This window comes from Stenotrophomonas sp. JAI102 (genome assembly GCF_013409105.1).
Taxonomy (GTDB): domain Bacteria; phylum Pseudomonadota; class Gammaproteobacteria; order Xanthomonadales; family Xanthomonadaceae; genus Stenotrophomonas; species Stenotrophomonas maltophilia_AA.
Genome location: NZ_JACCCI010000001.1, coordinates 1121034 through 1141910 on the forward strand (window position 1 = coordinate 1121034; position 20877 = coordinate 1141910).

Here is a 20877-nt window from a genome sequence, read left to right on the forward strand (position 1 = left end):
CGGCCAAGCCCGCGGGGTGCCGGCCCCCGTGCGCATTGACCTCACGCCGCCCCCTGCACAGCCAGCGCCTGCCGGAACGAGGGCAGCTGCCGGCGACTGCACGGTATCCGGCCTCCATCGTCCATGTGCAGCAGGGCCTCGCCCCCGTCCAGCGGCTCGATCGAGACCAGGTGCCGCACGTTCACCAGCCAGCTGCGGTGGGCGCGCACGAACAGGGCCGGATCCAATCGTTCTTCCAGCGCCGCCATGGTGCTGCGCAGCGGGTAGTCATGCCCGCGCACCCGCAGGTTGACGTAGTTGCCGGCCGCCTGGGCGTACTCGATGTCACCGGTGGCGACCAGGAAGTCGCGGCCCAGCTTGCGCACCAGGAACCGCTCCGGACGCTCCACGGCGTCCACCGGCGGCGCATCGTCCGGCGCGGCCAGCAGATGCGCCTCGCCCTGCCGACGCCGCCCGAACCAGCTGAAGAAGTGCTCGATCGCCACGAAGGTGAAGAAGGCACGGACATCCTTGAGGTACTCGTACATCAGGCGCACCGGCCAGGTGGCATCGTCCTGGTAGTGGTAGCCGAGCGCGGCATAGGCGAGATGGCGCAGCCCCATCATCCCGGTGACATGCACCAGTGACCACCCCACGCTGGCCAGCAGGTACAGCGGCAGCCGCCGCTTCCAGGTATCGGCGTGCAGCGGCCAACGCTGGCAGCCCGACCACAGGACCGGCAGCGTCAGCAGGATCATCGTGACGCTGCTCAGCTCCCAGATCATCGGCTGCCACAGGCCCAGGTCTTCGCCACGGCGGCCCGCATCCATCACTTCCACCAGCGCATTGGCCACCGCCGTGGTCAGCAGGATCACCGACCACACCAGCATCCGCGCACCCGGCCGCCACCGCGCGGCACGTCCGTTCGCCATTGAATCGTCCATTCGCAAAGGGTCGTCAGCCTGACTCATCCCGCCATGGTAGTGCGCCCCACCCGTCCCTTGGCGACCGCCATTCGTCACTTGCCCCCGGCGGCAGGCCCCTTCGCCATGGCAGACCGCGCGGCGACTGCGCACCGTGCAGCCTCCTTTCCTGCCTGCCCCGTCCATGCCACGCCGCCACGACATCGACGCCCTGCGCGTGCTCGCCTTCGCCCTGCTCATCCTCTATCACACCGCCATGGCCTACGTGGACGGCTGGGGGTTCCATCTCAAGAGCGACTACACCGCCGAGTGGCTGCAGTGGCCGATGCTGCTGGTGAACCGCTGGCGGATGCAGCTGTTGTTCCTGCTCTCGGGTATCGCCATCGCCTTGATGCGGCCAGAGACGCGCATCGCGCGCTTTGCCATGCTGCGCACGTGGCGGTTGCTGCTGCCGCTGCTGTTCGGCATGGCCGTGGTGGTGCCGATCCAGCCTTATGCCGAGGCGCTCACCAACGTCCATATCGAACCCGGCTTCGGCGCCTTCCTGCTGCGCTACTGGCAGATGCCGGCCTGGCCGCAGGACACGTTTGCCGGCTGGCAGCTGCGCATCACCTGGAACCACCTGTGGTACCTGGCCTACCTGTGGGTCTACACACTGGTGCTGGCGCTGCTGATGCCGGTGCTGGATACCCCTGCGGTGCGCCGCGCGGTGGAGCGCTTCGCCCGGGCGCCGGCGCCGATCCTGATCGGGTTGCCCACGCTGCTCTCCTTTGGCTGGGTGGCCTGGCTCGATCCCCGGTTCCCCTCCACCAACCTGCTGTTCGGCGACTGGTACCAGCACGCCAAGTACGGCACGGTTTTCCTGGCCGGCTACCTGCTGGCCCGCGCCACTCCGTTCTGGGCGCGCGTGGTCGACCTGCGCCGGATCACCCTGTGGGTGGCGGTCATTGCGGCGGGCTGGTACTTCGGCATCCGCATCCTGGGGCGGGTATTGCCTGCCGATTCGCTGCTGCGGCAATGGCCGGACAGCATCTGGACGCTGCAGGTGATGGCCAGCCAGTCGCTGTATCTGTGGGCCGTGCTGCTGACCCTGCTCGGCTGGGCCAAGGTGCATCTGGATCGCCCGTTCCGCTGGCTGCCGTACTGCACCGAGGCCGTGTATCCCTGGTACATCCTGCATCAGAGCCTGATCATCGCCCTGCTGTTCTGGCTCAAGCCGCTGCAGCTGGGGCCGTGGTGGGAGCCGCTGCTGGTCCTGACCGGAACCGTGGCGGGCTGCCTGCTGCTGCACGAAGGGCTGATCCGGCGCGTTGGTTGGCTGCGCCCTCTTTTCGGACTGCGCCGGCAGCGGCTGCCGCCGATGCGTCCCGCCACCCGTGGCGCAGCGGCGGGATCACCGGAAACGAGCTGAGCAGCTACTTCACCTCGAACTCCCCAACCAGCACCGTCTCCGCCCGGTCCTTCAAGCGCAGCGTGACCTGCTGGTCGCGCTGGTCGCGGCTGCCCCACTTCGTGCTCAGCCGCAGCATCAGCGTGGTGGCACCGGTGACCAGCTGCTCGCGGCTGCCGAAGTAGTTCGCCTCGATCCTGTAGGTGCCCGGCTTGGCATCACGCAACGAGAACTGCTCCGGGCCGTAGCCGCCGGTGAAGTCCTGCGACATCTGCCCGCCCTGGTAGGTCAGCCGGTTGCCGTAGTAGGCGCGCTCGCCGTTGGGATCGGTGACCCACAGATCCATGTCGCTGTTGTCGCTGTCCCAGCTCAGCACCACGCGCAGGTCCAGCGGCATCGCACGACGCAGGCGCGGGTCGATGGCCGAGGCGTCGACGCGCTCCCGTGCGATCAGCCGGGTCAGTTCATCCAGCGCGATCAGCGAGATGCCGTCGAAGCGGCCATCCCACGGCCGGACCACCACCTCATAGAGCGACGCCACCGCCGCCTGGTACTGCCCGGCTGCTTCCAGGGCCAGGCCCAGGTCACGGAAACTCTGCGGCTCCTCCTCGCCCATCGCCAGCACCTGGCGGAACACCGGCACCGCCAGCGCCGGCGCCTTTGCCTGCATCAGGCGGTAGCCGAGCACGCGCAGCACGTGGCGATTTTCCAGGTCCATCTCGGCCAGGTTGGAGAGCACGCGCAGCGCGAGATCACGCTGTCCGCTGGCCAGCAGCTGATCGGCCACGTCCAGATAGAAGGCGCTGCTGCCGGCGTGCTGTTCGCGCTCCTGCAGATACAGCGGATACAGCTGCGCCGGCGTGGCATCGCGCAGGCGGCGTGCATAGGCCGAATCCGGTGCCCACGGCGCCAGCGTCAGGGTGATCTGGCCGCTGTTGGCCTTGGGTGCCGACTTGGCGCGACGTTCAGTGGTGGCCTCTGCCTGATCGGCAACCGCCGAGGCAGTCAGCTCGACACGGTCCAGCGCCATCGGCGCCGCAGGTGCCGGCGGTGGCGCGGCCATCGCCATGGCGACTGGCGCGGCGACGGCGTGCACGTCCGGCTTGGGCCGCGGTGGCGCATCCTTGGGCCAGCGGGTATTCCACCACTGCTCGCGCTCGGCGAACTGGCGGGCGATGCCATCCAGGCGGCGTTTCCGCTCGCTTGCCAGGTCCGCCACCGTCACTGCATGGCGCTGGTCGTAGGCCGCGCGCAAGGGTGCAGACGGACGGATGCCGTAACGCAGGTAGTCCTCCAACGTTTCAAGAACCAGCAGCGAGGTATCGGCGGTCACCACACCGAACTGCTGCGACAGCGCCTTGGCCGCCGGCGCCCCGGCCGGGTCCGCCGCCAGTGCGGCCAATCGGGCATTCACCCACGCGTGGGCAACCAGGCCGCCTTCCACCCCACGTGCGTTCGCGACGTCGAGGGTGATCGGCTGCGGATCGCTGCCGCCACCGCGCAGAGACAGCAGCACCGTCGCATCGGGACGCAGCACGCGACCGGTGACGCGGATCCAACCCTGCGTGGCGCTGGAGGCATCCACGTTCACGTCCTCCACGCCACGTGCCCGCACCTCGGCGACCTCGACCGGCTGCTGGAGCAGCAGCGGCATCACGCCTGGCACCTCCGCCTCGCTGCTCACCTGCAGCAGTTGGCCATGATGGGCGCTGGTCCAGGCGCGCAGGCGCGGCGTGTCGGTCTTCGCACCGGCGCTGCTCAGCGCATACAGGCGTTGATCGCGCGACAGCGTGGGCAGCGTCTGGCTGCCGTAGTTGGCCAGGCCATCGCTGACCAGCAGGTACTCGCGGATGGCGGGGTTGGGGGTCCAGTCGCCCAGTGCGCTGGCGCCATCGTTGGGCAGCGCCCGCAGGTACTCGCGCAGTGCCGACCAGTCGCCCTTGTTGATGGTGAACTCCCGCGGCGTTTCGCTGCGGTCACGCAGCACGGTCAACTGGACCTGGCCGGTGCCGAGGGCCCGGAAGTAGCGATCCAGCACAGCGCGTTCCGCCGCACCGTTGCGTGTACCGGCCGAGCCCGATGCATCCCAGAGCAGGCCGATGCGCCGAGGCAGGACACGCGCAGCGGTGGACGTGCGAACCGGCACGCTGGCCAGCAGATAGCGCTGCCCCTCATGCAGGCCAGTGACCACGTCAGTGCTGCGCGCGAGCGGAAGGCTCCACTGCAGTTGTGCCGGCAGATCCGCGCCCCGCCCTTTCCACTGCGCCGCATAGGCGCGGGTCTTCAACGTGAACCCGAGTGGATTGACCCCCACGGCGACCGGCTTGCCCGTCCCGCTGGCCTCCAGCCGGACCGTTACCTGCTCCGCCTGCCGTGCAAAGAACACGGGCAGCGACCACTGCAGGCCCTGCGGTACGGTCGGCAGGCTGTCGCGCAGCACCAGACGGACGCGACGCTCACCGCGCGCCGGGATCGGATAGAGGCGCAGTCGGAACTGATTGCCAGCGGTCTGCTCCAGAAGCCCTGGATCGACCTGGCGACGCTCGATCGCCTCGAAGACCTGGCGGCCCTGCGCCTTGGGGACCGGCACCGCGTCGCGCAGCTCACCACCGATATCCAGTGCGAACCCGGCCACCTGTTGGCCCGCGGCCAGTGGGAACGCCAGCTGCCCTTCCAGCACCCGGGCATTGGGATTGTGGAACGTCATCTCGATCGTGGTTTCACCCAGTCCCGCCATGACACGGCTGTCGATACGGGCCTCGGTCAGCCGCACCGGCACTTCGGCGCCCGCCACCTGCAGGATCGGCGGCCGTGGCGGCGGGAAACGCCGCGCCTGGGCGTGGACGCTGGGCGACTGCCAGCACAGAAGAGCGAGCAGACCGATACTGCGCAGTGCGAGTCCCATGTGACGCTCCTGATCCGATGACACTCCATTGAACGCGCGGCGATCAACAACGGGGTTGAGCGCTGGCAACCGCCTGTTCCGGTCATGGACGCCTCACCCGTGCTGGGCCAAGATCGCCCTCCACGGATTGATGGACCAAGGATGCCGCATGCGCCTGTTGTTGACCGCCCCGCTGTTGATGGGGCTTGCCCTGCCCGGCTACGCCGCCGCCCCCGTTGAGGGCGTGACGTTCGGCCACCGCGACTGGATGCTGGCCTGCGACAACACCCGCACCTGCCGCGCCGCCGGTTACCAGGCCGATGAGAATGGTGGCGACCCGGTCTCGATCCTGCTCACCCGCGCGGGTGGGCCGGGCCAGCCAGTGCAGGCCGAACTGATGCTGGGCCAGTACGACGACAACACCTCCACCCAGCGGCTCAGCCTGCAGATCAATGGCGCCTCGCTGGGCCCGATGACGTTCGATGCCGCCGAGGGCACCGCCACCTTTTCCGCGAAGCAGCTCGCGGCCCTGCTCGCTTCGCTGGCACGCAACAGCCGGATCGAGTTGATCGGCGACGACGGCGCGCGCTGGACGGTGTCCGATAAAGGGGCTTCGGCCGTGCTGTTGAAGATGGATGCGTTCCAGGGCCGCCTGGGCACGCCGGGCGCACTGATGCGAAAAGGCACCCTTGCCGAATCCTCGGTGCCGCCCGCACTGCCGGTGCCGGTCGTGCAGCTGGGCAAGCCGGTGGCGACCCGCCCGGCGGACGAGGCGCTGGCCGCATCACCGGCGCTGCGCGCCGCCCTCGCAGCGATGACCTCGGCCGACGACTGCGAAGCGCTGGGACCCAGCGGCAGCCTGTCGCCGGATGGTGAACCCGAGGCACTGACCGTGCAGCGGCTCAGCGCCGACAAACTGCTGGTGTCGCTGAGCTGCTGGCGCGCCGCGTACAACACCGGTGACGGCTACTGGGTGATCAACGACCGCGCGCCGTACCAGCCGCGGCTGGTCACCACGGCAGCCGTGGGTGATGACGTACGCACCATCCAGGAGGCGCACAAGGGCCGTGGCCTTGGCGATTGCTGGTACTCCACGACCTGGGGCTGGACCGGCACGCAGTTCGTCAGGACCGCCGACAGCAGCACCGGCCTGTGCCGCCTGGTGGCCGCCGGTGGCGCCTGGGAAATGCCGACGCTGGTGACCGAGGTCCAGGAGTAAAACATCACACAGCCATGCGCGGCGACGCTCAGCCGTCGTCGTCTTCCCAGCCGTCGAAGGGGAACAGCGCCGGAAGGATCGTCTCCATGATCGCCATGCTCTGCATGACGGCGTGGTCGGCCGAGTACGGGCGCGAGAATACGGCGTGGTGTGCGTGCACAGGCCGGTCCGGTGCGCTGGACAGCTGTTCGACGTAAGCAGCAAGCAGACGTTGCGCGGCCTGATGCCGATCCGGACCGTCCTGGGTCGCGCGCAGCGCTGCATACACGGGGCGCAGCGTTGCGGGATCGGGCAGCTGGCAGGTGTACGCCAACGCGCCGGACTGATCGTCCGCATCCCGGTAATCGTCCGGGTCGTCCGAGGGCTGGTAGTCCGTGGCCACGCAGCGGGTCCTGCTCAGCCGCGCCATCACCGCGGCAACCGCGTCATCGACTGTGATCGGACCGGTGGACGCGCCGTCTCCGCCCTCGATCCGTGCGGCCAGTTCGTGCCGCAGCAGCCACGCCACGCTCTGGCGCGAGCCTTCCAGGTCGGGGAATTCGAAGCCCTCGCGGGCGGAGAGTTCGGTGCGTGTAGTCTCGTCACCCTGCAGCACGATGCGGCTCTGCAGGTCGAAACGTTCGGTGGGCGATGGGAGCATGTGGGCGTCTGCGGAAAGGGAAAGCGAGGACAGCAACAGGCTGGCCGACAACAACAGGCTGCGGCGCAGGTCAAGCATCCGCGCAGTGCTCGATGATCAGCTGGATCGCGCCGCCTCCCCGGTAGTCATCACTGACCAGCCGATAGGCGATGTGGACGTGGTTGGCCGGCGCATTGCCGGTCCAGCCGCTGAAGTGGATCGCGCTGACCGGCTCGGGGCGGCCCGGCACGCGCAGGCTGAGCTTGAGGTGCTTCTCTTTGAGCACCTGCCAGCGCGCCACCTGGAAGTGACCATCGAACAGCGGCTCGGGGAAGCCCTGCCCCCACGGCCCGGCCAGACGCAGGGCCTCGGCATGGGCGAAATCCAGCTCCTGCGGCAGCAACTCGCCGTCGGTGAGCAGCAGCTGCTGCAGCGAGAGCGGATCCAGCGTGCGCTCCACCACGTCCACGAAGGCCAGCTCGAACGCGGCCAGCTGCGCATGCGGCAGGCTGAGGCCGGCGGCCATGGCGTGGCCACCGAACTTGTCGATCAGGCCCGGGTGCGCGGCGTTGACCAGCGCCAGCGCATCACGGATGTGGAAGCCGGGAATCGAGCGCGCCGAGCCACGCAGCGAATCACCGCCCGGCTCGGACGGCGCAAAGGCGATCACCGGGCGATGCAGGCGATCCTTCATCTTGGAGGCGACCAGGCCGACCACGCCCGGATGCCACTCGGCATCGAACAGGCAGGCGGCGACTGGACGCACACCCTCGGCACTGAGCACCGCACGGGACACCGCCAGTTCCGCGTCGTCGGTCATCAACTGCTGGACCGCACGGCGCTCGGTGTTGATCGATTCCAGTGTCGTGGCGATCTCACGCGCGTGGGCGCGGTCTTCGGTGAGCAGCAGCTCGATGCCCAGCGCCATGTCTTCCAGCCGGCCGGCCGCATTCAAACGTGGGCCTAGCGCGAAACCGATGTCGCTGCCGGTGAGGCGCGAGGCATCGCGCCCGCTGGCCTCGATCAGCGCCTGCAGCCCGACGCAGCCCTTGCCGCTGCGCAGCCGGCGCAGGCCGGCCGAGACCAGGGCGCGGTTGTTGTCATCCAGCGCGACCAGATCGGCGACCGTACCCACCGCGACCAGATCCAGCAGGGTCAGCAGGTCCGGCTCCGGCGTCGTGGCAAACGCGCCCTGCCCGCGCAGGTGGCGGCGCAGCGCCATCAACACGTAGAAGATCACCCCGACGCCGGCCAGCGCCTTGCTTGGGAATGCATCGCCGCTGATGTTGGGGTCCACGATCGCATCCGCGGGCGGCAGGTGCTCGCCGGGCAGATGGTGATCGGTGACCAGTACCTTCCAGCCGAGTGCTTTGGCCGCGTTGACGCCGGCGTGGCAGGCGATCCCGTGATCGACCGTGACCAGCAGGCCCGGCTGCAGGTGCGCCAGGTCGGCCACCAGCGACGGGGACAATCCATACCCGTGCAGGACGCGGTTCGGCACCGCGTGCACCACGTCGCACGCCCCTAGCATGCGCAACCCACGCACGCCCACGGCGCACGCTGTGGCGCCGTCGCAGTCGAAATCGCCAACCACCAGGATGCGGGCGTTGCTGGCAATCGCCCCGGCCAGCAGTTCCACCGCGTCCTGCATGCTGCCCAGCAGATCCGGCGCATGCAGCTGGGCGAGCTTTGGCTGTGCCTGCGCGGCATCGGTGACCCCGCGTGCGGCGTACAGGCGCTGCAGCAGCGGCAGCATGTCCTCGGGCCAGCCGGCCACGGGCACGGCGTCGCGACGCTGCAGGGTGACGGCGTGCGTGGTGGTCGGGGAAGCGGCGAGCGGCGCAGCGGCGGCGGTGGAAGACATCGGCATCGCCGGGTTGCAGAGAGTGCCGCCATGATACCGGCTGGCTCCGGTAGCTGCTCTGCGGGTACATCGGTCGACACGTGCGTTCCCGTTCATGCGCCGATGACGGATACTCCCCTCCGGCTTCCACCCGGCTTTTTCATGTCTTTCTCTGCATTGCCGCTGCGCCTCGCCATGGCCCTCTCACTGGCACCGGTCGCCGCCGCAGCGGCTTCTTCACTGGGTACGTCGTTCTTCGAGCACGACTGGCTGCTGGCCTGTGACAACACCCGTACCTGCCGCGCCGCCGGGTTCACTGCCGACGCACCGATTGCCTTCAGCCTGCTGTTCGAACGTGTCGGCGGGCCGGACACCCGGGTCACGGCGATGCTGGGCTACGTGGACGGCGCCGAATACGGAGACGCCGGAGAGAAGACGCCGGCGCCCAGGCCCAGCGGCGCGCTGCAGCTGCGCGTGGACGGCCGTGCGCTGGGCACGGTGGTTCCCACGCAGCCGGAGGCACCGGCCACGCTCAGCCAAGCACAGGTAGACGCGCTGCTGGTGGCGCTGCGGCGCGATGCGCCCATCGCGATCGTTGATGCGGCCGGCAGCGCCTGGCCCATCTCCAACCGCGGTGCCACGGCCATGCTGCTGAAGATGGACGCGGCGCAGGACCGGCTTGACACCCCCGGCGCGCTGATCCAACGCGGCACCCGGCCAGAGTCGAGTGTGCCGCCAGCCTTGCCCAGGCCGGTGCTGAAGAATCCGCCACCGCTGGCGGAAACGCGGCCGGAAGATGCGGCGCTTGCCGAACGCAAGGACCTGATGGACGCGCTGCTGGCCGGCCGCGACATGCAGGCGGTGTGCGCATGGCAGGAGGATCGGGTTGAATCGACGTCACTGGACGTGCACCGGCTGGACCCGGCGCACCTGCTGGCGTCCATGACCTGCCACGGGCCGGGCTACTACGCGAGCGGGCCGAGTTGGGTGATCCGCGCGCAACCGCCGTTCGAGCCGGCGCTGGTCAGCACCGCGCACGTGTTCCTGAGGCATCCGGACGCGGTGCTCTACGAAGAGAGGGACGAGCGGACGCTGGGCCGCTGCGGGTTCGGGCGCTACTGGGTATGGGATGGCACGCGGTTCGTGGTGAGCCGCGAATACGTGACCGGGTTGTGCCGGGCCATGCCGGGCGGCTTCTGGCACCTGGCCACGTTCGAGACGGAACTGCGCTGAGCCCAGGGCTGGCCAGAGGCACGAACGCCGACCCTCGGTCGGCGCTGCACTCAGGTGTCGTGCAGCTGCACCGGCTTCTTCCAGAACCGCCAGCGCTGGCCTTTGTCGATCTCCACGCACGTGCCGTCCTCGAAATCCAGGACCAGCCGCGTCAATTCCCCCCGCGCGATCGCCGCCAGCAGCGGCCGGATCGCCTCGTTACCCAACTGCTCCAGCGAACGCAGCTGGCGCAGGTCCACCAGGGCATCCACGGTCTGCTCGCCATCGGCCTGCAGGCCTGCCGCCTTGGCCAGCGCCTGCAGCAGCGCATCGCGGCTGCGGACCTGGGCATGCGCGGTGGTCACGCGTTCGGGCAGCTCACCGCCGCCCCAGAACCACAACGAGTTGATCGCCCGCTTGCCATCGGCCACGCGCTGCTGGTTCCTCGCGTGCTGATGCAATACCACCTGCGCCTCGGTCAGCAGGGCGCGCCAGCGGCGGCCCGCATCGCCTTCAGGGAGATGGGCAAACAGATCATCGCCGAGCACTTCATCGGGCTCGGCGAATACCGGCAGCGTGGTGCCGGCCGGCAGGCGCAGATACCAGCGGGACGGCACCGGGGCATCCAGCACGAAACCGTAGCCGGCAAACAACGGCTGCAAGGCCGGCAGCAGATGCATGACATCGGCCAGATCGGGCCGCAGGGTATCCCCGTGCCCCATCAGGCGTGCGCCATGCATGTCCGGCACCACGTTGGCCGGATCGGCCCGCAGCCACACCGCGCCGTCGGCGTCGCCGACATCCAGCTGCCGGGTCAGGGCTGCGGCCGACCACGCGTCCGGCTGCGCCTGGAAGTGCCGACGCAGCTGGGCGCGCTCGCCCGCCTCGACGCTGCGGCGTTCCGCACGCCCCAGCGCCCTGGCGACGTCATCGGGCAGCGGCGCCGCCGGAAACCGGCTGCGCGCCGGCAGCAACAACGTCGCCGTGGCCATCGCCGTCAGTCCAGGTACTGGACGCTGACGATTTCGTACTCGCGCTGGCCGGCCGGTGCGTCGATGGTGACCGCATCGCCTTCCAGCTTGCCGATCAAGGCACGGGCCAGCGGCGAGGAGATCGCGATCAGGCCCAGCTTGATGTCCGCTTCCAGGTCACCCACGATCTGGTAGCGCTTTTCTTCTTCGCTTTCCACGTCCGACAGCTCGACGGTGGCGCCGAACACCACCTTGCTGCCGGCGTTGAGCTTGGTGATGTCGATGATCTCGGCATGCGAAAGCTCGCCTTCCAGCTGCTTGATGCGGCCTTCGATGAAGCCCTGCTCCTCGCGCGCGGCGTGGTACTCGGCGTTCTCCTTGAGATCGCCGTGCTCGCGTGCCTCGGCGATCGCCGCGATGACCTTCGGGCGCTTGACCGACTTCAGGTGGTCAAGCTCTTCGCGCAGACGCTGCGCGCCCTTCAGGGTGATCGGTGCTCTCATGCGTTCAACTCCTTGTGCAGTTCCTGCAGCGACCAGACCGGGCCGGTCCCGCGGAATTCCAGTGATTGCACCAGCGCCATGGCGCCGGCGATGGTGGTCGAATAGGTGACGCGATGCTGCAGCGCTTCGCGACGGATCGAGAACGAGTCGTTGATCGCCGCGCGACCTTCAGTCGTGTTGACGATGTAGACGATCTCGCCGTTCTTGATCGAATCGACGATGTGCGGACGACCTTCGACGACCTTGTTGACGATCTCGCAGTCCATGCCGTGCTCCTGCAGCCACGCGCCGGTGCCACGGGTGGCGACCAGGGTGTAGCCGCGCTCGAGCAGGGCCTTGGCCACCGGCAGCACGCGCTTCTTGTCCGGATCACGCACCGAGACGAAGGCCTTGCCCAGCGGCGGCGCCTTGATGCCACCGGCTTCCTGCGCACGCGCGAAGGCGGCGCTGAAGCTGCGGCCCACGCCCATCACCTCACCGGTGGAGCGCATCTCCGGCCCGAGGATCGGATCCACGCCCTGGAACTTGGCGAACGGGAAGATCGCTTCCTTCACCGAGTAGTAGCCCGGCACGATTTCCTTGGTCGCGCCCTGCTCGGCGAGGGTCTTGCCGGCCATGCAGCGCGCGGCGATCTTGGCCAGCGGCATGCCGGTGGCTTTGGAGACGAACGGCACGGTGCGCGATGCACGCGGGTTCACTTCCAGCAGGTAGACGATGTCTTCGCCGTTCTCGCCCGCCTGGATCGCGAACTGGGTGTTCATCAGGCCGACCACGTTCAGGGCCTTGGCCAGCTCGACGACCTGGCGACGCAGCTCGGCCTGGGTCTCGGCGGACAGCGAGTACGGCGGCAGCGAGCAGGACGAATCGCCCGAATGCACGCCCGCTTCTTCGATGTGCTCCATGACGCCGCCGATCAGCACGTTACCGTCCTTGTCGGCAATGATGTCCACGTCCACTTCCACGGCGTTGTCGAGGAAGCGGTCCAGCAGCACCGGCGAATCGTTGGAGACCTTCACCGCGTCGCGGACGTAGCGGGCCAGATCGGATTCACCGTAGACGATCTCCATCGCACGGCCGCCCAGCACGTAGCTCGGGCGCACCACCAGCGGGTAGCCGATCTCGCGGGCCAGCAGCAGGGCTTCCTGGTCGTTGCGGGCGATGCGGTTCGGCGGCTGCTTCAGGCCGAGCTTGTCGACCAGCTGCTGGAAACGCTCACGGTCTTCGGCCAGATCGATGGAGTCCGGCGAGGTGCCGATCACCGGCACGCCGTTGGCTTCCAGCGCGCGCGCCAGCTTCAGCGGGGTCTGGCCGCCGTACTGCACGATCACGCCCTTCGGCTGTTCCAGCTCGACGATCTCCAGCACGTCCTCCAGCGTCAGCGGCTCGAAGTACAGGCGGTCGGAGGTGTCGTAATCGGTGGAGACGGTTTCCGGGTTGCAGTTGACCATGATGGTTTCGAAGCCATCATCGCGCAGCGCCAGTGCCGCGTGCACGCAGCAGTAGTCGAACTCGATGCCCTGGCCGATGCGGTTCGGACCGCCGCCCAGGATCATGATCTTGTCGCGGTTGCTCGGCGCCGCTTCGCACTCGTCCTCATAGGTCGAATACAGGTACGCGGTGCTGGTGGCGAACTCGGCGGCGCAGGAATCCACGCGCTTGTACACCGGGCGCACCTTGTGGGCACGACGCAGCGCACGCACGGCCGCTTCGTTGGTGCCGGTCAGCTCGGCCAGGCGGGCATCGGAGAAACCGGCGCGCTTGAGCTTGCGCAGGCGCGCGGCGTCCAGCGCATCGATGCCATCGGCGGCCACCCCGGCCTCGGCCTGGATGATCTCTTCGATCTGGTCCAGGAACCACGGGTCGATGTGCGACAGGGCGAACACGTCTTCCACGCTGAAACCGGCGCGGAATGCATCACCGACGAAGAACAGGCGCTCCGGGCCCGGGGCCTTGAGCTCGCGCTTGATCGTGGTGATGTCGTCTTCGTTGGACAGGTCCAGGCCGGTCGGGTCCAGGCCGATCTTGCCGGTTTCCAGGCCACGCAGCGCCTTCTGCAGCGACTCCTGGAAGGTGCGGCCCATCGCCATCACCTCGCCCACCGACTTCATCTGGGTGGTCAGGCGCGCATCGGCGGCCGGGAACTTTTCGAAGGCGAAGCGCGGGATCTTGGTGACGACGTAATCGATGGACGGCTCGAACGAGGCCGGGGTCAGGCCGCCGGTGATCTCGTTCTTCAATTCGTCCAGGGTGTAACCCACGGCCAGCTTGGCCGCGACCTTGGCGATCGGGAAGCCGGTGGCCTTGGAGGCCAGCGCCGAGGAGCGCGACACGCGCGGGTTCATTTCGATCACGACCACGCGGCCGGTGGTCGGGCTGATGCCGAACTGCACGTTCGAACCGCCGGTATCCACGCCGATCTTGCGCAGCACGGCGATGGAGGCATCGCGCAGGCGCTGGTATTCCTTGTCGGTCAGGGTCTGGGCCGGGGCCACGGTGATCGAGTCACCGGTGTGCACGCCCATCGGGTCCAGGTTCTCGATCGAGCAGACGATGATGCAGTTGTCGGCGGTGTCGCGCACCACCTCCATCTCGAATTCCTTCCAGCCCAGCACCGACTCTTCCACCAGCACTTCGGTGGTCGGCGACAGCTCCAGGCCGCGGGTCACGATATCGACCAGCTCTTCGCGGTTGTAGGCGATGCCGCCACCGCTGCCGCCCAGGGTGAAGCTGGGGCGGATGATGGTGGGATAACCGACGCGGGTCTGGATCTCGATCGCTTCTTCCAGCGTGTGCGCGACCGCGGCGGACGGGCACTCCAGGCCGATCTCACCCATGGCCACGCGGAACAGCTCGCGGTCTTCGGCCATGCGGATGGCATCGCGCTTGGCGCCGATCAGCTCGACGTTGTACTTCTCCAGCACGCCGTTGTCGGCCAGGTCCAGCGCGCAGTTCAGCGCGGTCTGGCCACCCATGGTCGGCAGCAGCGCGTCGGGCTTTTCCTTGGCGATGATCTTCTCGACCGTCTGCCAGTTGATCGGCTCGATGTAGACGGCGTCGGCCATCTCCGGGTCGGTCATGATCGTGGCCGGATTGCTGTTGACCAGCACCACGCGGTAACCCTCGTCGCGCAGCGCCTTGCAGGCCTGCGCGCCGGAGTAGTCGAACTCACAGGCCTGGCCGATGACGATCGGGCCGGCACCGATGATGAGGATGGTTTTAAGGTCAGTGCGCTTGGGCATTGTCTTCTCTAAGTCTGGACAGCGAGGCAGATGGGGGTGATCGCACGCTGTCGATCAGGAAATATCGTCGGGGTTCATCACGATCCGGCACTGGTCCTGCAGCGGCTTGGCCAACTGCGCGCCCAGATTGTCCGGCATCGCCGGCCCGCTCTCGAACGACGCCACCAGCCGACGATAGGCCGGGCTGCCGATGAAGGCGGCAAGCTGTGCGCGGTCCGGCCCAGCCAGACCGGCAGCGGCCTTGGCCTCGGTGTTCTCGGGCGTGGAATTGGCGAAGCCGCCCGCCAGGGCCTTGCCCGCCGGCGTGGCCAGGAAGCGCGACCACTCGGCGATCACGGCGTCGCCATCGCTGCCCAGACCCGTGATGATGGAACCACGGAACTGCGCATCCAGCAGATCGCGCACGGGGGCCTGCGCGCACTGCTGATCAGCCTCCGGCAGCGCCTTCAGCGCCGGCGTGGTGTCGATCACCAGGCTGGCCATGGTGGTGCCCAGCGTGCCCAGGCCCAGCGTCTTCACCACCGCCGCCACGTCGGCATCGGCGGCGGGCGCAGCCTGCGCCGCACCCGCGACACACCACAGCAACGGCAGCAGCGCGAGGCTGCGCATCAAGCGTTCGCCTCGGCCATCAGCGCCACGAACCGGTCGAACAGCGGACCGACATCGTGCGGGCCCGGCGAGGCTTCCGGATGACCCTGGAACGAGAACGCCGGGACGTCGGTGCGCGCGATGCCCTGGTTGGTGCCATCGAACAGCGAGCGGTGGGTCACGCGCAGGGTCGCCGGCAGCGACGCTTCATCGACCGCGAAACCATGGTTCTGCGAGGTGATCATGACGCGACCACTGTCCAGGTCCTGGACCGGGTGGTTGGCGCCGTGATGGCCGTGACCCATCTTGACCGTCTTCGCGCCGGAGGCCAGCGCCAGCAGCTGGTGGCCCAGGCAGATGCCGAAGGTCGGCACCTTCTTTTCCAGGAAGGTCTTGATCGCGCCGATCGCGTAATCGCACGGTTCCGGATCGCCGGGGCCGTTGGACAGGAACACGCCGTCCGGATGCATCGCCAGCACTTCGGCGGCCGGGGTCTGCGCCGGCACCACGGTGAGCTCGCAGCCGCGCTCGGCCAGCATGCGCAGGATGTTCAGCTTGGCGCCGAAGTCATAGGCCACCACCTTGAAGCGCGGCGCGGCGTTGACGAAGGCGTTGCTGTCCAGATCCAGCTGGCCCTCGGTCCAGGTGTAGCTCTTGTCGGTGCTGACCACCTTGGCCAGATCCATGCCCTTCAGGCCCGGGAACTTGCGCGCCGCTTCCAGCGCCGTGTCCACGTTCAGCCCCTCGCCGGCCATCAGCGCACCGTTCTGGGCGCCGCGCTCGCGCAGGATGCGGGTCAGCTTGCGGGTATCGATGCCGGAGATGGCGACCACGCCGCGCTGGAGCAGCCAATCCTGCAGCGACACCTGGCTGCGCCAGTTGCTCGGGCGGCGCGGGACATCGCGCACGATCAGGCCGGCCGACCATACCTTGGCCGCTTCATCGTCCTGGTCGGTCATGCCGGTGTTGCCGATATGCGGGTAGGTCAGCGTGACCATCTGCCGGGCGTAGGAAGGATCGGTCAACACTTCCTGATAGCCGGTCATGGCGGTGTTGAACACCACCTCACCGACGGACAGGCCGGGCGCGCCTACGGATTCGCCCTCGAATACGGTGCCGTCTTCGAGGACGAGGATTGCGGCTTGGGTCACGGAAATCTCACTTTGGCTACCGAGGGGTCGCCGAAGTCACGCCTGCGCTTCACGAAAAAGCGGCTGCAAAAAAGCGCGGACTGCGGTTCTGGACCGGTCCGGCTGTCGTGATTCGGCGAGCGGGAATTGTAAAGGGAAGCCGGGTTCGACGCCAGTATCCGCGTGCAATTGCCCTGTTCAGGCCGATAAAGGGCGCAGCGCCGGTTCAGGCGCGCGCCCCGCTGGCCCCGCGGGCCCCATTCAGACGGCAGGCGGCGGCGTCGCCCCATCCAGCAGGTCGCGCACGCGGTAGCTGCCCGGCGCACGGCCCGGCAGCTGGCGGGCGGCAAACAGCGCCCCTCGGGCGAAAATGTCGCGGTTGGTCGCGCGGTGGGTCAGTTCGATGCGCTCGCCCAGCCCGGTGAACTGGACCAGGTGTTCACCGACGATGTCGCCGGCGCGCAGGCTGGCGTAGTGCGGCTCGGCCCCGCCCTTCTCCGCCGCCGCGCCCAGGGTCAGGGCCGTGCCGGAGGGCGCGTCCTTCTTCTGGGTGTGGTGGGATTCGACGATGTCGCAGTCCCAGCCCTTCAGCGCGGCGGCTGCACGCTCCACCAGCTCGTCCAGCACCGCCACGCCCAGGCTGAAGTTGGAGGCCCAGACCAGCGGAATCCGGCCGGCCGCCTGGATCAGCGCCTGGCGCTGCGCCTCGCTGATGCCCGTGGTACCGGAGACGAAGCCGGCGCCGCGCTCCACGCACAGCGCCAGCACCGGATCGAACCCCTCGGGCAGGCTGAAATCGATGGCGACATCGAACTGGGGCGCACCGCCCAGCTCACTGCTGGCGAAGTGCGGCACGCCCTCGACCACGCGCTGGGCCGGCGAGCGGCGGGTGACCGCGGCCACGACCTGCAGGGCGGGGGTGTCGGCGGCAAGGCGGAGCAGCGCCTGGCCCATGCGGCCGGAGGCACCGTGGATGAGCAAACGTAGGGGAGTGGTAGTCATGCCCGCAGGCTAGCGGGTGGTGGCGAGGATGTACAAGAGGTTTTGTCGCGGCCCCGCCACGTACGTGTAGAGCCACGCCATGCGTGGCTATACCTGGGCTGTGTCAGTGCTGCTTGGGCGGCGTCGGCCCACAACTGTCGCAGCCGCCACACGCACCACCGCCACCCGTGGCCGGTGGCGCGATCCTGCGGCCCAGCGCCTGCAGCCAGGCGGCACGCTGCGGCTTGACCAGCCCCAGCGCGATCGCCCCGCGCGCCCGGCGCACGGTGCCCGGGAACTGCTTCTTCATCACCACCCACGCGCTGACCAGCACGGCCAGCGCGATCACGGCGTACTGCAGCAGCAGGCCGGTCTCCATCAGCCGCCGCCCAGTGCCACGGTCACCTGGTAGGTGATCAGCGAGGCGATGTAGGCGGCCGCGAACAGGTAGAACGTGGCAAAGCCCATCTGCTTCCACGAGTTGGTCTCGCGCTTGATCGTGGCCAGCGTGGAGATGCACATCGGGGCGTAGATGTACCAGACCAGCAGCGACAGCGCGGTGGCCAGCGACCAGCCATCGCTGATCAGGGGCGTCAGTGCCTGGCTGGCCGCATCGTCATCGGCGGCGGACAGTGCGTACACCGTGGCCAGAGAAGCCACCGCCACTTCGCGCGCGGCCAGGCCCGGGATCAGCGCGATGCAGATCTGCCAGTTGAAGCCCAGCGGCGCGAAGAACACCGCCATCGCGTGACCGATCTGGCCCGCGAAGCTGTAGTCGATCGCCGGCATCGTCGCGTTCTCCGGCGCCCCGGGGAACGACAGCAGGACCCACAGCAGGATGGTCAGCGCCAGGATGATGCCGCCCACGCGCTTGAGGAAGATCATGCCGCGTTCGTACAGCCCGACCGCCAGATCGCGCGGGTGCGGGATGCGGTAGGACGGCAGTTCCAGCATCAGCGGATGCTCGCTCTTGTCGCGGCGCCACTTCTTCATCGTCCAGGACATCAGCAGCGCGCTGACGATGCCGGCCGCGTACAGCCCGAACAGGACCAGGCCCTGCTGGTTGAACACGCCCCAGATCTGCTTCTGCGGGATGAAGGCACCGATCAGCAGCGCATACACCGGCAGGCGCGCCGAACAGGTCATCAACGGAGCGACCAGGATCGTGGCGAGCCGGTCGCGTGGGTCCTGGATGCTGCGGGTGGACATGATGCCCGGCACCGCGCAGGCGAAGCTGGACAGCAGCGGGATGAACGAGCGCCCGGACAGGCCGGCCGCGGCCATCATGCGATCCAGCAGGAAGGCCGCGCGCGGCAGGTAGCCCGACTCCTCCAGCGCCAGGATGAAGGCGAACAGGATCAGGATCTGCGGCAGGAACACGATCACCCCGCCGACGCCGGCGATGATGCCGTCGGTGAGCAGGCTGTTGAGCGGGCCTTCCGGCAGCGCGCCCCCGATCCACCCACCCAGTGCGGCGGTGCCGGCCTCGATGAGGTCCATGACCGGGGTGGCCCAGGCGTAGACGGCCTGGAAGATCAGGAACATCACCACCGCCAGGGTCAGCAGCCCGAACACCGGGTGCAGCAGCCAGCGGTCCAGCGCGTCGTCGATCTTCGCCGTACGCGTCGGCATGCTCACCGAGGCGGAGAGGATGTCGCGCACCTGGGCGTGGTAATCGGTCTCGGCCGCGGGCACTGCCACCGGTGCCTGCAGGTGCGGCACCATCGCATCCAGGCGCTCGACCAGCCTGGCCGCGCCATTGCGACGCACCGCCACGGTCTCCACCACGGGCACGCCCAGCGCCTGTTCCAGCGCCTGCACGTCGATCTTGATGCCGCGGCGCTCGGCCGCATCCACCATGTTCAGCGCCACGATCATCGGCTTGCCCAGCTCGCGCAGCTCCAGCGCGAAGCGCAGATGCAGGCGCAGGTTGGTCGCATCGATCACGCACAGCAGCACGTCCGGGGCAGCCTCGCCGGGGTAGAAGCCCCGGCACAGATCACGGGTGATCGCCTCGTCCAGGCTGGCTGGCTGCAGGCTGTAGGCGCCGGGCAGATCGAGCACGGCGAACTCACGGCCGGACGGCGCACGCAGGCGGCCTTCCTTGCGCTCGACGGTCACGCCGGTGTAATTGGCCACTTTCTGGCGGCTGCCGGTCAGCTGGTTGAACAGCGCCGTCTTGCCGCTGTTCGGGTTGCCGACCAGCGCGATGCGCAGGGCGTTGGTCGCGGCGCTCATGCGTGGGCCTCCCGGGCCTGCAACGCGGTGACCAAGATGCGGGCCGCCTCACTGCGGCGCAGCGCGAAACGCGTGAACCCGACCTGCACCAGCAGCGGCTCGGCGCCAACCGGACCACGGGCGACCAGACGCACTTCTTCCCCTTTGACGAAGCCAAGCTCCTTCAGTCGGCGGGCGATCGCATCGTTTGCGTGTAGTTCCTGCACAGACTCCACCACGGCGGAGCTGTACAGCGCCAGATCGGACAACGTCACGGAGCGCCTTCTCGATGATAGGAATGGTTATCAATTGTACCATCGGCGCACCGCGTCATTGCCGCTGACCCATGGCCCGCTATGATCTGTACATGTAATGGAGCAAGCCGACCCATGAGTGATGCACTACGGATTGAACGCAGCGCCTCGGTGCTGACCCTGTGGCTGAACCGCCCGGCCCTGCACAACGCCTTCGACGCCTCGTTGATTGCCCAGCTGACGGCCGCCCTGGAGGCCGCCGGCCGCGACGACCACGTCCGCGCGGTGGTGCTCGCCGGCGAAGGCGCTTCGTTCTCGGCGGGCGCGGACATGCAGTGGATGCGTGGCATGGCCGCCGCCAGCGAGGAAGACAACCGCCAGGACTCGCTGGCCCTGGCCCGGCTGATGCGGACCCTGGACGAGCTGCCCAAGCCGACCATTGCCCGCGTCCAGGGCGCCGCCTTCGGTGGTGGGGTCGGCCTGGTCGCCTGCTGCGACATCGCCATCGCCAGCACCAGCGCCCGCTTCGGGCTGACCGAAAGCCGCCTGGGCTTGCTGCCCGCAGTGATTTCGCCCTATGTCATCGATGCGATCGGCCCCCGCCAGGCGCGGCGCTGGTTCGCCACTGGCGAGCATTTCGACGCCGAGACCGCCCTGCGCATCGGCCTGGTCCACCAGCTGATCGAGCCGGAACGGATCGACGAGGCCGTCCAGCGCCAGCTCGGCCTGCTCGACAAGGCCGGCCCGGTCGCCTCGTCCTCGGCCAAGGAGCTGGTCCGCCGGGTCGCGCTGGGCCGCGACCGCGACGCCACCGACCGCGACAACGCGGCCCTGATCGCCCGCCTGAGGGTCTCGGCCGAAGGCCAGGAGGGCCTCGGCGCCTTCCTCGACAAACGCGCCCCGCATTGGGTCACCCAGGACTGAG

The 20877-nt window shown here is 68.5% G+C and carries 17 protein-coding genes; 4 read left to right on the plus strand and 13 right to left on the minus strand.

Going from position 1 to position 20877, the window contains the following annotated elements; translation table 11 throughout:
• Nucleotides 1–41 precede the first annotated feature (41 nt).
• Entirely contained in the window at nucleotides 42–911 is an 870-nt protein-coding gene (locus HDC96_RS05185) for a LytTR family DNA-binding domain-containing protein (RefSeq protein WP_179459038.1), read from the minus strand.
• Nucleotides 912–1086: 175 nt separating this feature from the next.
• Here HDC96_RS05185 and HDC96_RS05190 point away from each other — a divergent pair, with 175 nt between their 5' ends.
• Nucleotides 1087–2313, plus strand: coding sequence for an acyltransferase (locus tag HDC96_RS05190; RefSeq protein WP_179459039.1), 1227 nt, complete (start codon nucleotides 1087–1089; stop codon nucleotides 2311–2313).
• 4 nt (nucleotides 2314–2317) lie between these two features.
• Here the strand turns inward: HDC96_RS05190 and HDC96_RS05195 are convergent, their stop codons facing one another.
• Nucleotides 2318–5197, minus strand: coding sequence for a VIT domain-containing protein (locus tag HDC96_RS05195; RefSeq protein ID WP_179459040.1), 2880 nt, complete (start codon nucleotides 5195–5197; stop codon nucleotides 2318–2320).
• Nucleotides 5198–5345: 148 nt separating this feature from the next.
• Between HDC96_RS05195 and HDC96_RS05200 the strand changes: the two genes are divergently transcribed.
• The gene (locus HDC96_RS05200; protein WP_179459041.1) at nucleotides 5346–6395 is read left to right on the plus strand and encodes a DUF1176 domain-containing protein; all 1050 of its coding nucleotides are present in this window, start codon (nucleotides 5346–5348) and stop codon (nucleotides 6393–6395) included.
• 28 nt (nucleotides 6396–6423) lie between these two features.
• On the opposite strand, the gene HDC96_RS05205 is transcribed toward HDC96_RS05200, so the two are convergent.
• Nucleotides 6424–7113 (minus strand): hypothetical protein, encoded by a 690-nt coding sequence (locus tag HDC96_RS05205; protein ID WP_179459042.1) that lies wholly within the window; start codon nucleotides 7111–7113, stop codon nucleotides 6424–6426.
• Nucleotides 7106–8770, minus strand: a complete 1665-nt coding sequence (recJ, locus tag HDC96_RS05210) for a single-stranded-DNA-specific exonuclease RecJ (protein WP_257018647.1) — start codon at nucleotides 8768–8770, stop codon at nucleotides 7106–7108. The genes HDC96_RS05205 and recJ overlap by 8 nt, the downstream gene beginning before the upstream one ends.
• Nucleotides 8771–8980: 210 nt before the next feature.
• Between recJ and HDC96_RS05215 the strand changes: the two genes are divergently transcribed.
• Nucleotides 8981–10090, plus strand: coding sequence for a DUF1176 domain-containing protein (locus HDC96_RS05215; RefSeq protein ID WP_179459043.1), 1110 nt, complete (start codon nucleotides 8981–8983; stop codon nucleotides 10088–10090).
• Between the two features lie 50 nt (nucleotides 10091–10140).
• Here the strand turns inward: HDC96_RS05215 and HDC96_RS05220 are convergent, their stop codons facing one another.
• The 9 genes from HDC96_RS05220 to HDC96_RS05260 all read right to left on the minus strand — a co-directional run bounded on the left by HDC96_RS05220 (nucleotide 10141) and on the right by HDC96_RS05260 (nucleotide 19973).
• Entirely contained in the window at nucleotides 10141–11061 is a 921-nt protein-coding gene (locus HDC96_RS05220; protein ID WP_179459044.1) for a phosphoglycerate mutase, read from the minus strand.
• A gap of 5 nt (nucleotides 11062–11066) precedes the next feature.
• A complete protein-coding gene (gene greA, locus HDC96_RS05225) occupies nucleotides 11067–11531 on the minus strand; it encodes a transcription elongation factor GreA (RefSeq protein WP_179459625.1) in 465 nt (154 codons plus the stop codon).
• Between the two features lie 8 nt (nucleotides 11532–11539).
• The gene (carB, locus tag HDC96_RS05230; protein WP_179459045.1) at nucleotides 11540–14782 is read right to left on the minus strand and encodes a carbamoyl-phosphate synthase large subunit; all 3243 of its coding nucleotides are present in this window, start codon (nucleotides 14780–14782) and stop codon (nucleotides 11540–11542) included.
• A 54-nt stretch (nucleotides 14783–14836) separates the two neighbouring features.
• Complete coding sequence (locus tag HDC96_RS05235; protein ID WP_179459046.1) at nucleotides 14837–15391, minus strand: hypothetical protein; 555 nt, start codon at nucleotides 15389–15391, stop codon at nucleotides 14837–14839.
• On the minus strand, nucleotides 15391–16521 hold the full coding sequence (carA, locus tag HDC96_RS05240; RefSeq protein WP_179459047.1) for a glutamine-hydrolyzing carbamoyl-phosphate synthase small subunit: 1131 nt from the start codon (nucleotides 16519–16521) through the stop codon (nucleotides 15391–15393). Before carA ends, HDC96_RS05235 begins: the two co-directional genes overlap by 1 nt.
• 240 nt (nucleotides 16522–16761) lie before the next feature.
• On the minus strand, nucleotides 16762–17502 hold the full coding sequence (gene dapB, locus HDC96_RS05245) for a 4-hydroxy-tetrahydrodipicolinate reductase (protein WP_179459048.1): 741 nt from the start codon (nucleotides 17500–17502) through the stop codon (nucleotides 16762–16764).
• A gap of 103 nt (nucleotides 17503–17605) precedes the next feature.
• Nucleotides 17606–17860, minus strand: a complete 255-nt coding sequence (locus HDC96_RS05250) for a DUF6587 family protein (RefSeq protein WP_176989092.1) — start codon at nucleotides 17858–17860, stop codon at nucleotides 17606–17608.
• Nucleotides 17860–19719 (minus strand): ferrous iron transporter B, encoded by a 1860-nt coding sequence (locus tag HDC96_RS05255; protein WP_179459049.1) that lies wholly within the window; start codon nucleotides 19717–19719, stop codon nucleotides 17860–17862. The genes HDC96_RS05250 and HDC96_RS05255 overlap by 1 nt, the downstream gene beginning before the upstream one ends.
• On the minus strand, nucleotides 19716–19973 hold the full coding sequence (locus tag HDC96_RS05260; protein ID WP_179459050.1) for a FeoA family protein: 258 nt from the start codon (nucleotides 19971–19973) through the stop codon (nucleotides 19716–19718). Before HDC96_RS05260 ends, HDC96_RS05255 begins: the two co-directional genes overlap by 4 nt.
• Before the next feature lie 114 nt (nucleotides 19974–20087).
• Between HDC96_RS05260 and HDC96_RS05265 the strand changes: the two genes are divergently transcribed.
• Nucleotides 20088–20876 (plus strand): enoyl-CoA hydratase-related protein, encoded by a 789-nt coding sequence (locus HDC96_RS05265; RefSeq protein WP_179459051.1) that lies wholly within the window; start codon nucleotides 20088–20090, stop codon nucleotides 20874–20876.
• Nucleotide 20877: the final 1 nt, after the last annotated feature.

Excerpts from the sequence above, each read along its gene's own strand:
- HDC96_RS05185 (WP_179459038.1), bottom strand. The coding sequence starts at position 911 with ATGGCGAACGGACGTGCCGCGCGGTGGCGGCCGGGTGCGCGGATGCTG.
- HDC96_RS05250 (WP_176989092.1), bottom strand. The coding sequence starts at position 17,860 with ATGGAGACCGGCCTGCTGCTGCAGTACGCCGTGATCGCGCTGGCCGTG.
- HDC96_RS05195 (WP_179459040.1), bottom strand. The coding sequence starts at position 5,197 with ATGGGACTCGCACTGCGCAGTATCGGTCTGCTCGCTCTTCTGTGCTGG.
- recJ (WP_257018647.1), bottom strand. The coding sequence starts at position 8,770 with ATGCTGCCGCTGCTGCAGCGCCTGTACGCCGCACGCGGGGTCACCGAT.
- HDC96_RS05255 (WP_179459049.1), bottom strand. The coding sequence starts at position 19,719 with ATGAGCGCCGCGACCAACGCCCTGCGCATCGCGCTGGTCGGCAACCCG.
- HDC96_RS05220 (WP_179459044.1), bottom strand. The coding sequence starts at position 11,061 with ATGGCCACGGCGACGTTGTTGCTGCCGGCGCGCAGCCGGTTTCCGGCG.
- dapB (WP_179459048.1), bottom strand. The coding sequence starts at position 17,502 with ATGACTACCACTCCCCTACGTTTGCTCATCCACGGTGCCTCCGGCCGC.
- carB (WP_179459045.1), bottom strand. The coding sequence starts at position 14,782 with ATGCCCAAGCGCACTGACCTTAAAACCATCCTCATCATCGGTGCCGGC.
- HDC96_RS05205 (WP_179459042.1), bottom strand. The coding sequence starts at position 7,113 with ATGCTTGACCTGCGCCGCAGCCTGTTGTTGTCGGCCAGCCTGTTGCTG.
- HDC96_RS05235 (WP_179459046.1), bottom strand. The coding sequence starts at position 15,391 with ATGCGCAGCCTCGCGCTGCTGCCGTTGCTGTGGTGTGTCGCGGGTGCG.
- HDC96_RS05265 (WP_179459051.1), top strand. The coding sequence starts at position 20,088 with ATGAGTGATGCACTACGGATTGAACGCAGCGCCTCGGTGCTGACCCTG.
- HDC96_RS05215 (WP_179459043.1), top strand. The coding sequence starts at position 8,981 with ATGACGGATACTCCCCTCCGGCTTCCACCCGGCTTTTTCATGTCTTTC.
- HDC96_RS05190 (WP_179459039.1), top strand. The coding sequence starts at position 1,087 with ATGCCACGCCGCCACGACATCGACGCCCTGCGCGTGCTCGCCTTCGCC.
- HDC96_RS05200 (WP_179459041.1), top strand. The coding sequence starts at position 5,346 with ATGCGCCTGTTGTTGACCGCCCCGCTGTTGATGGGGCTTGCCCTGCCC.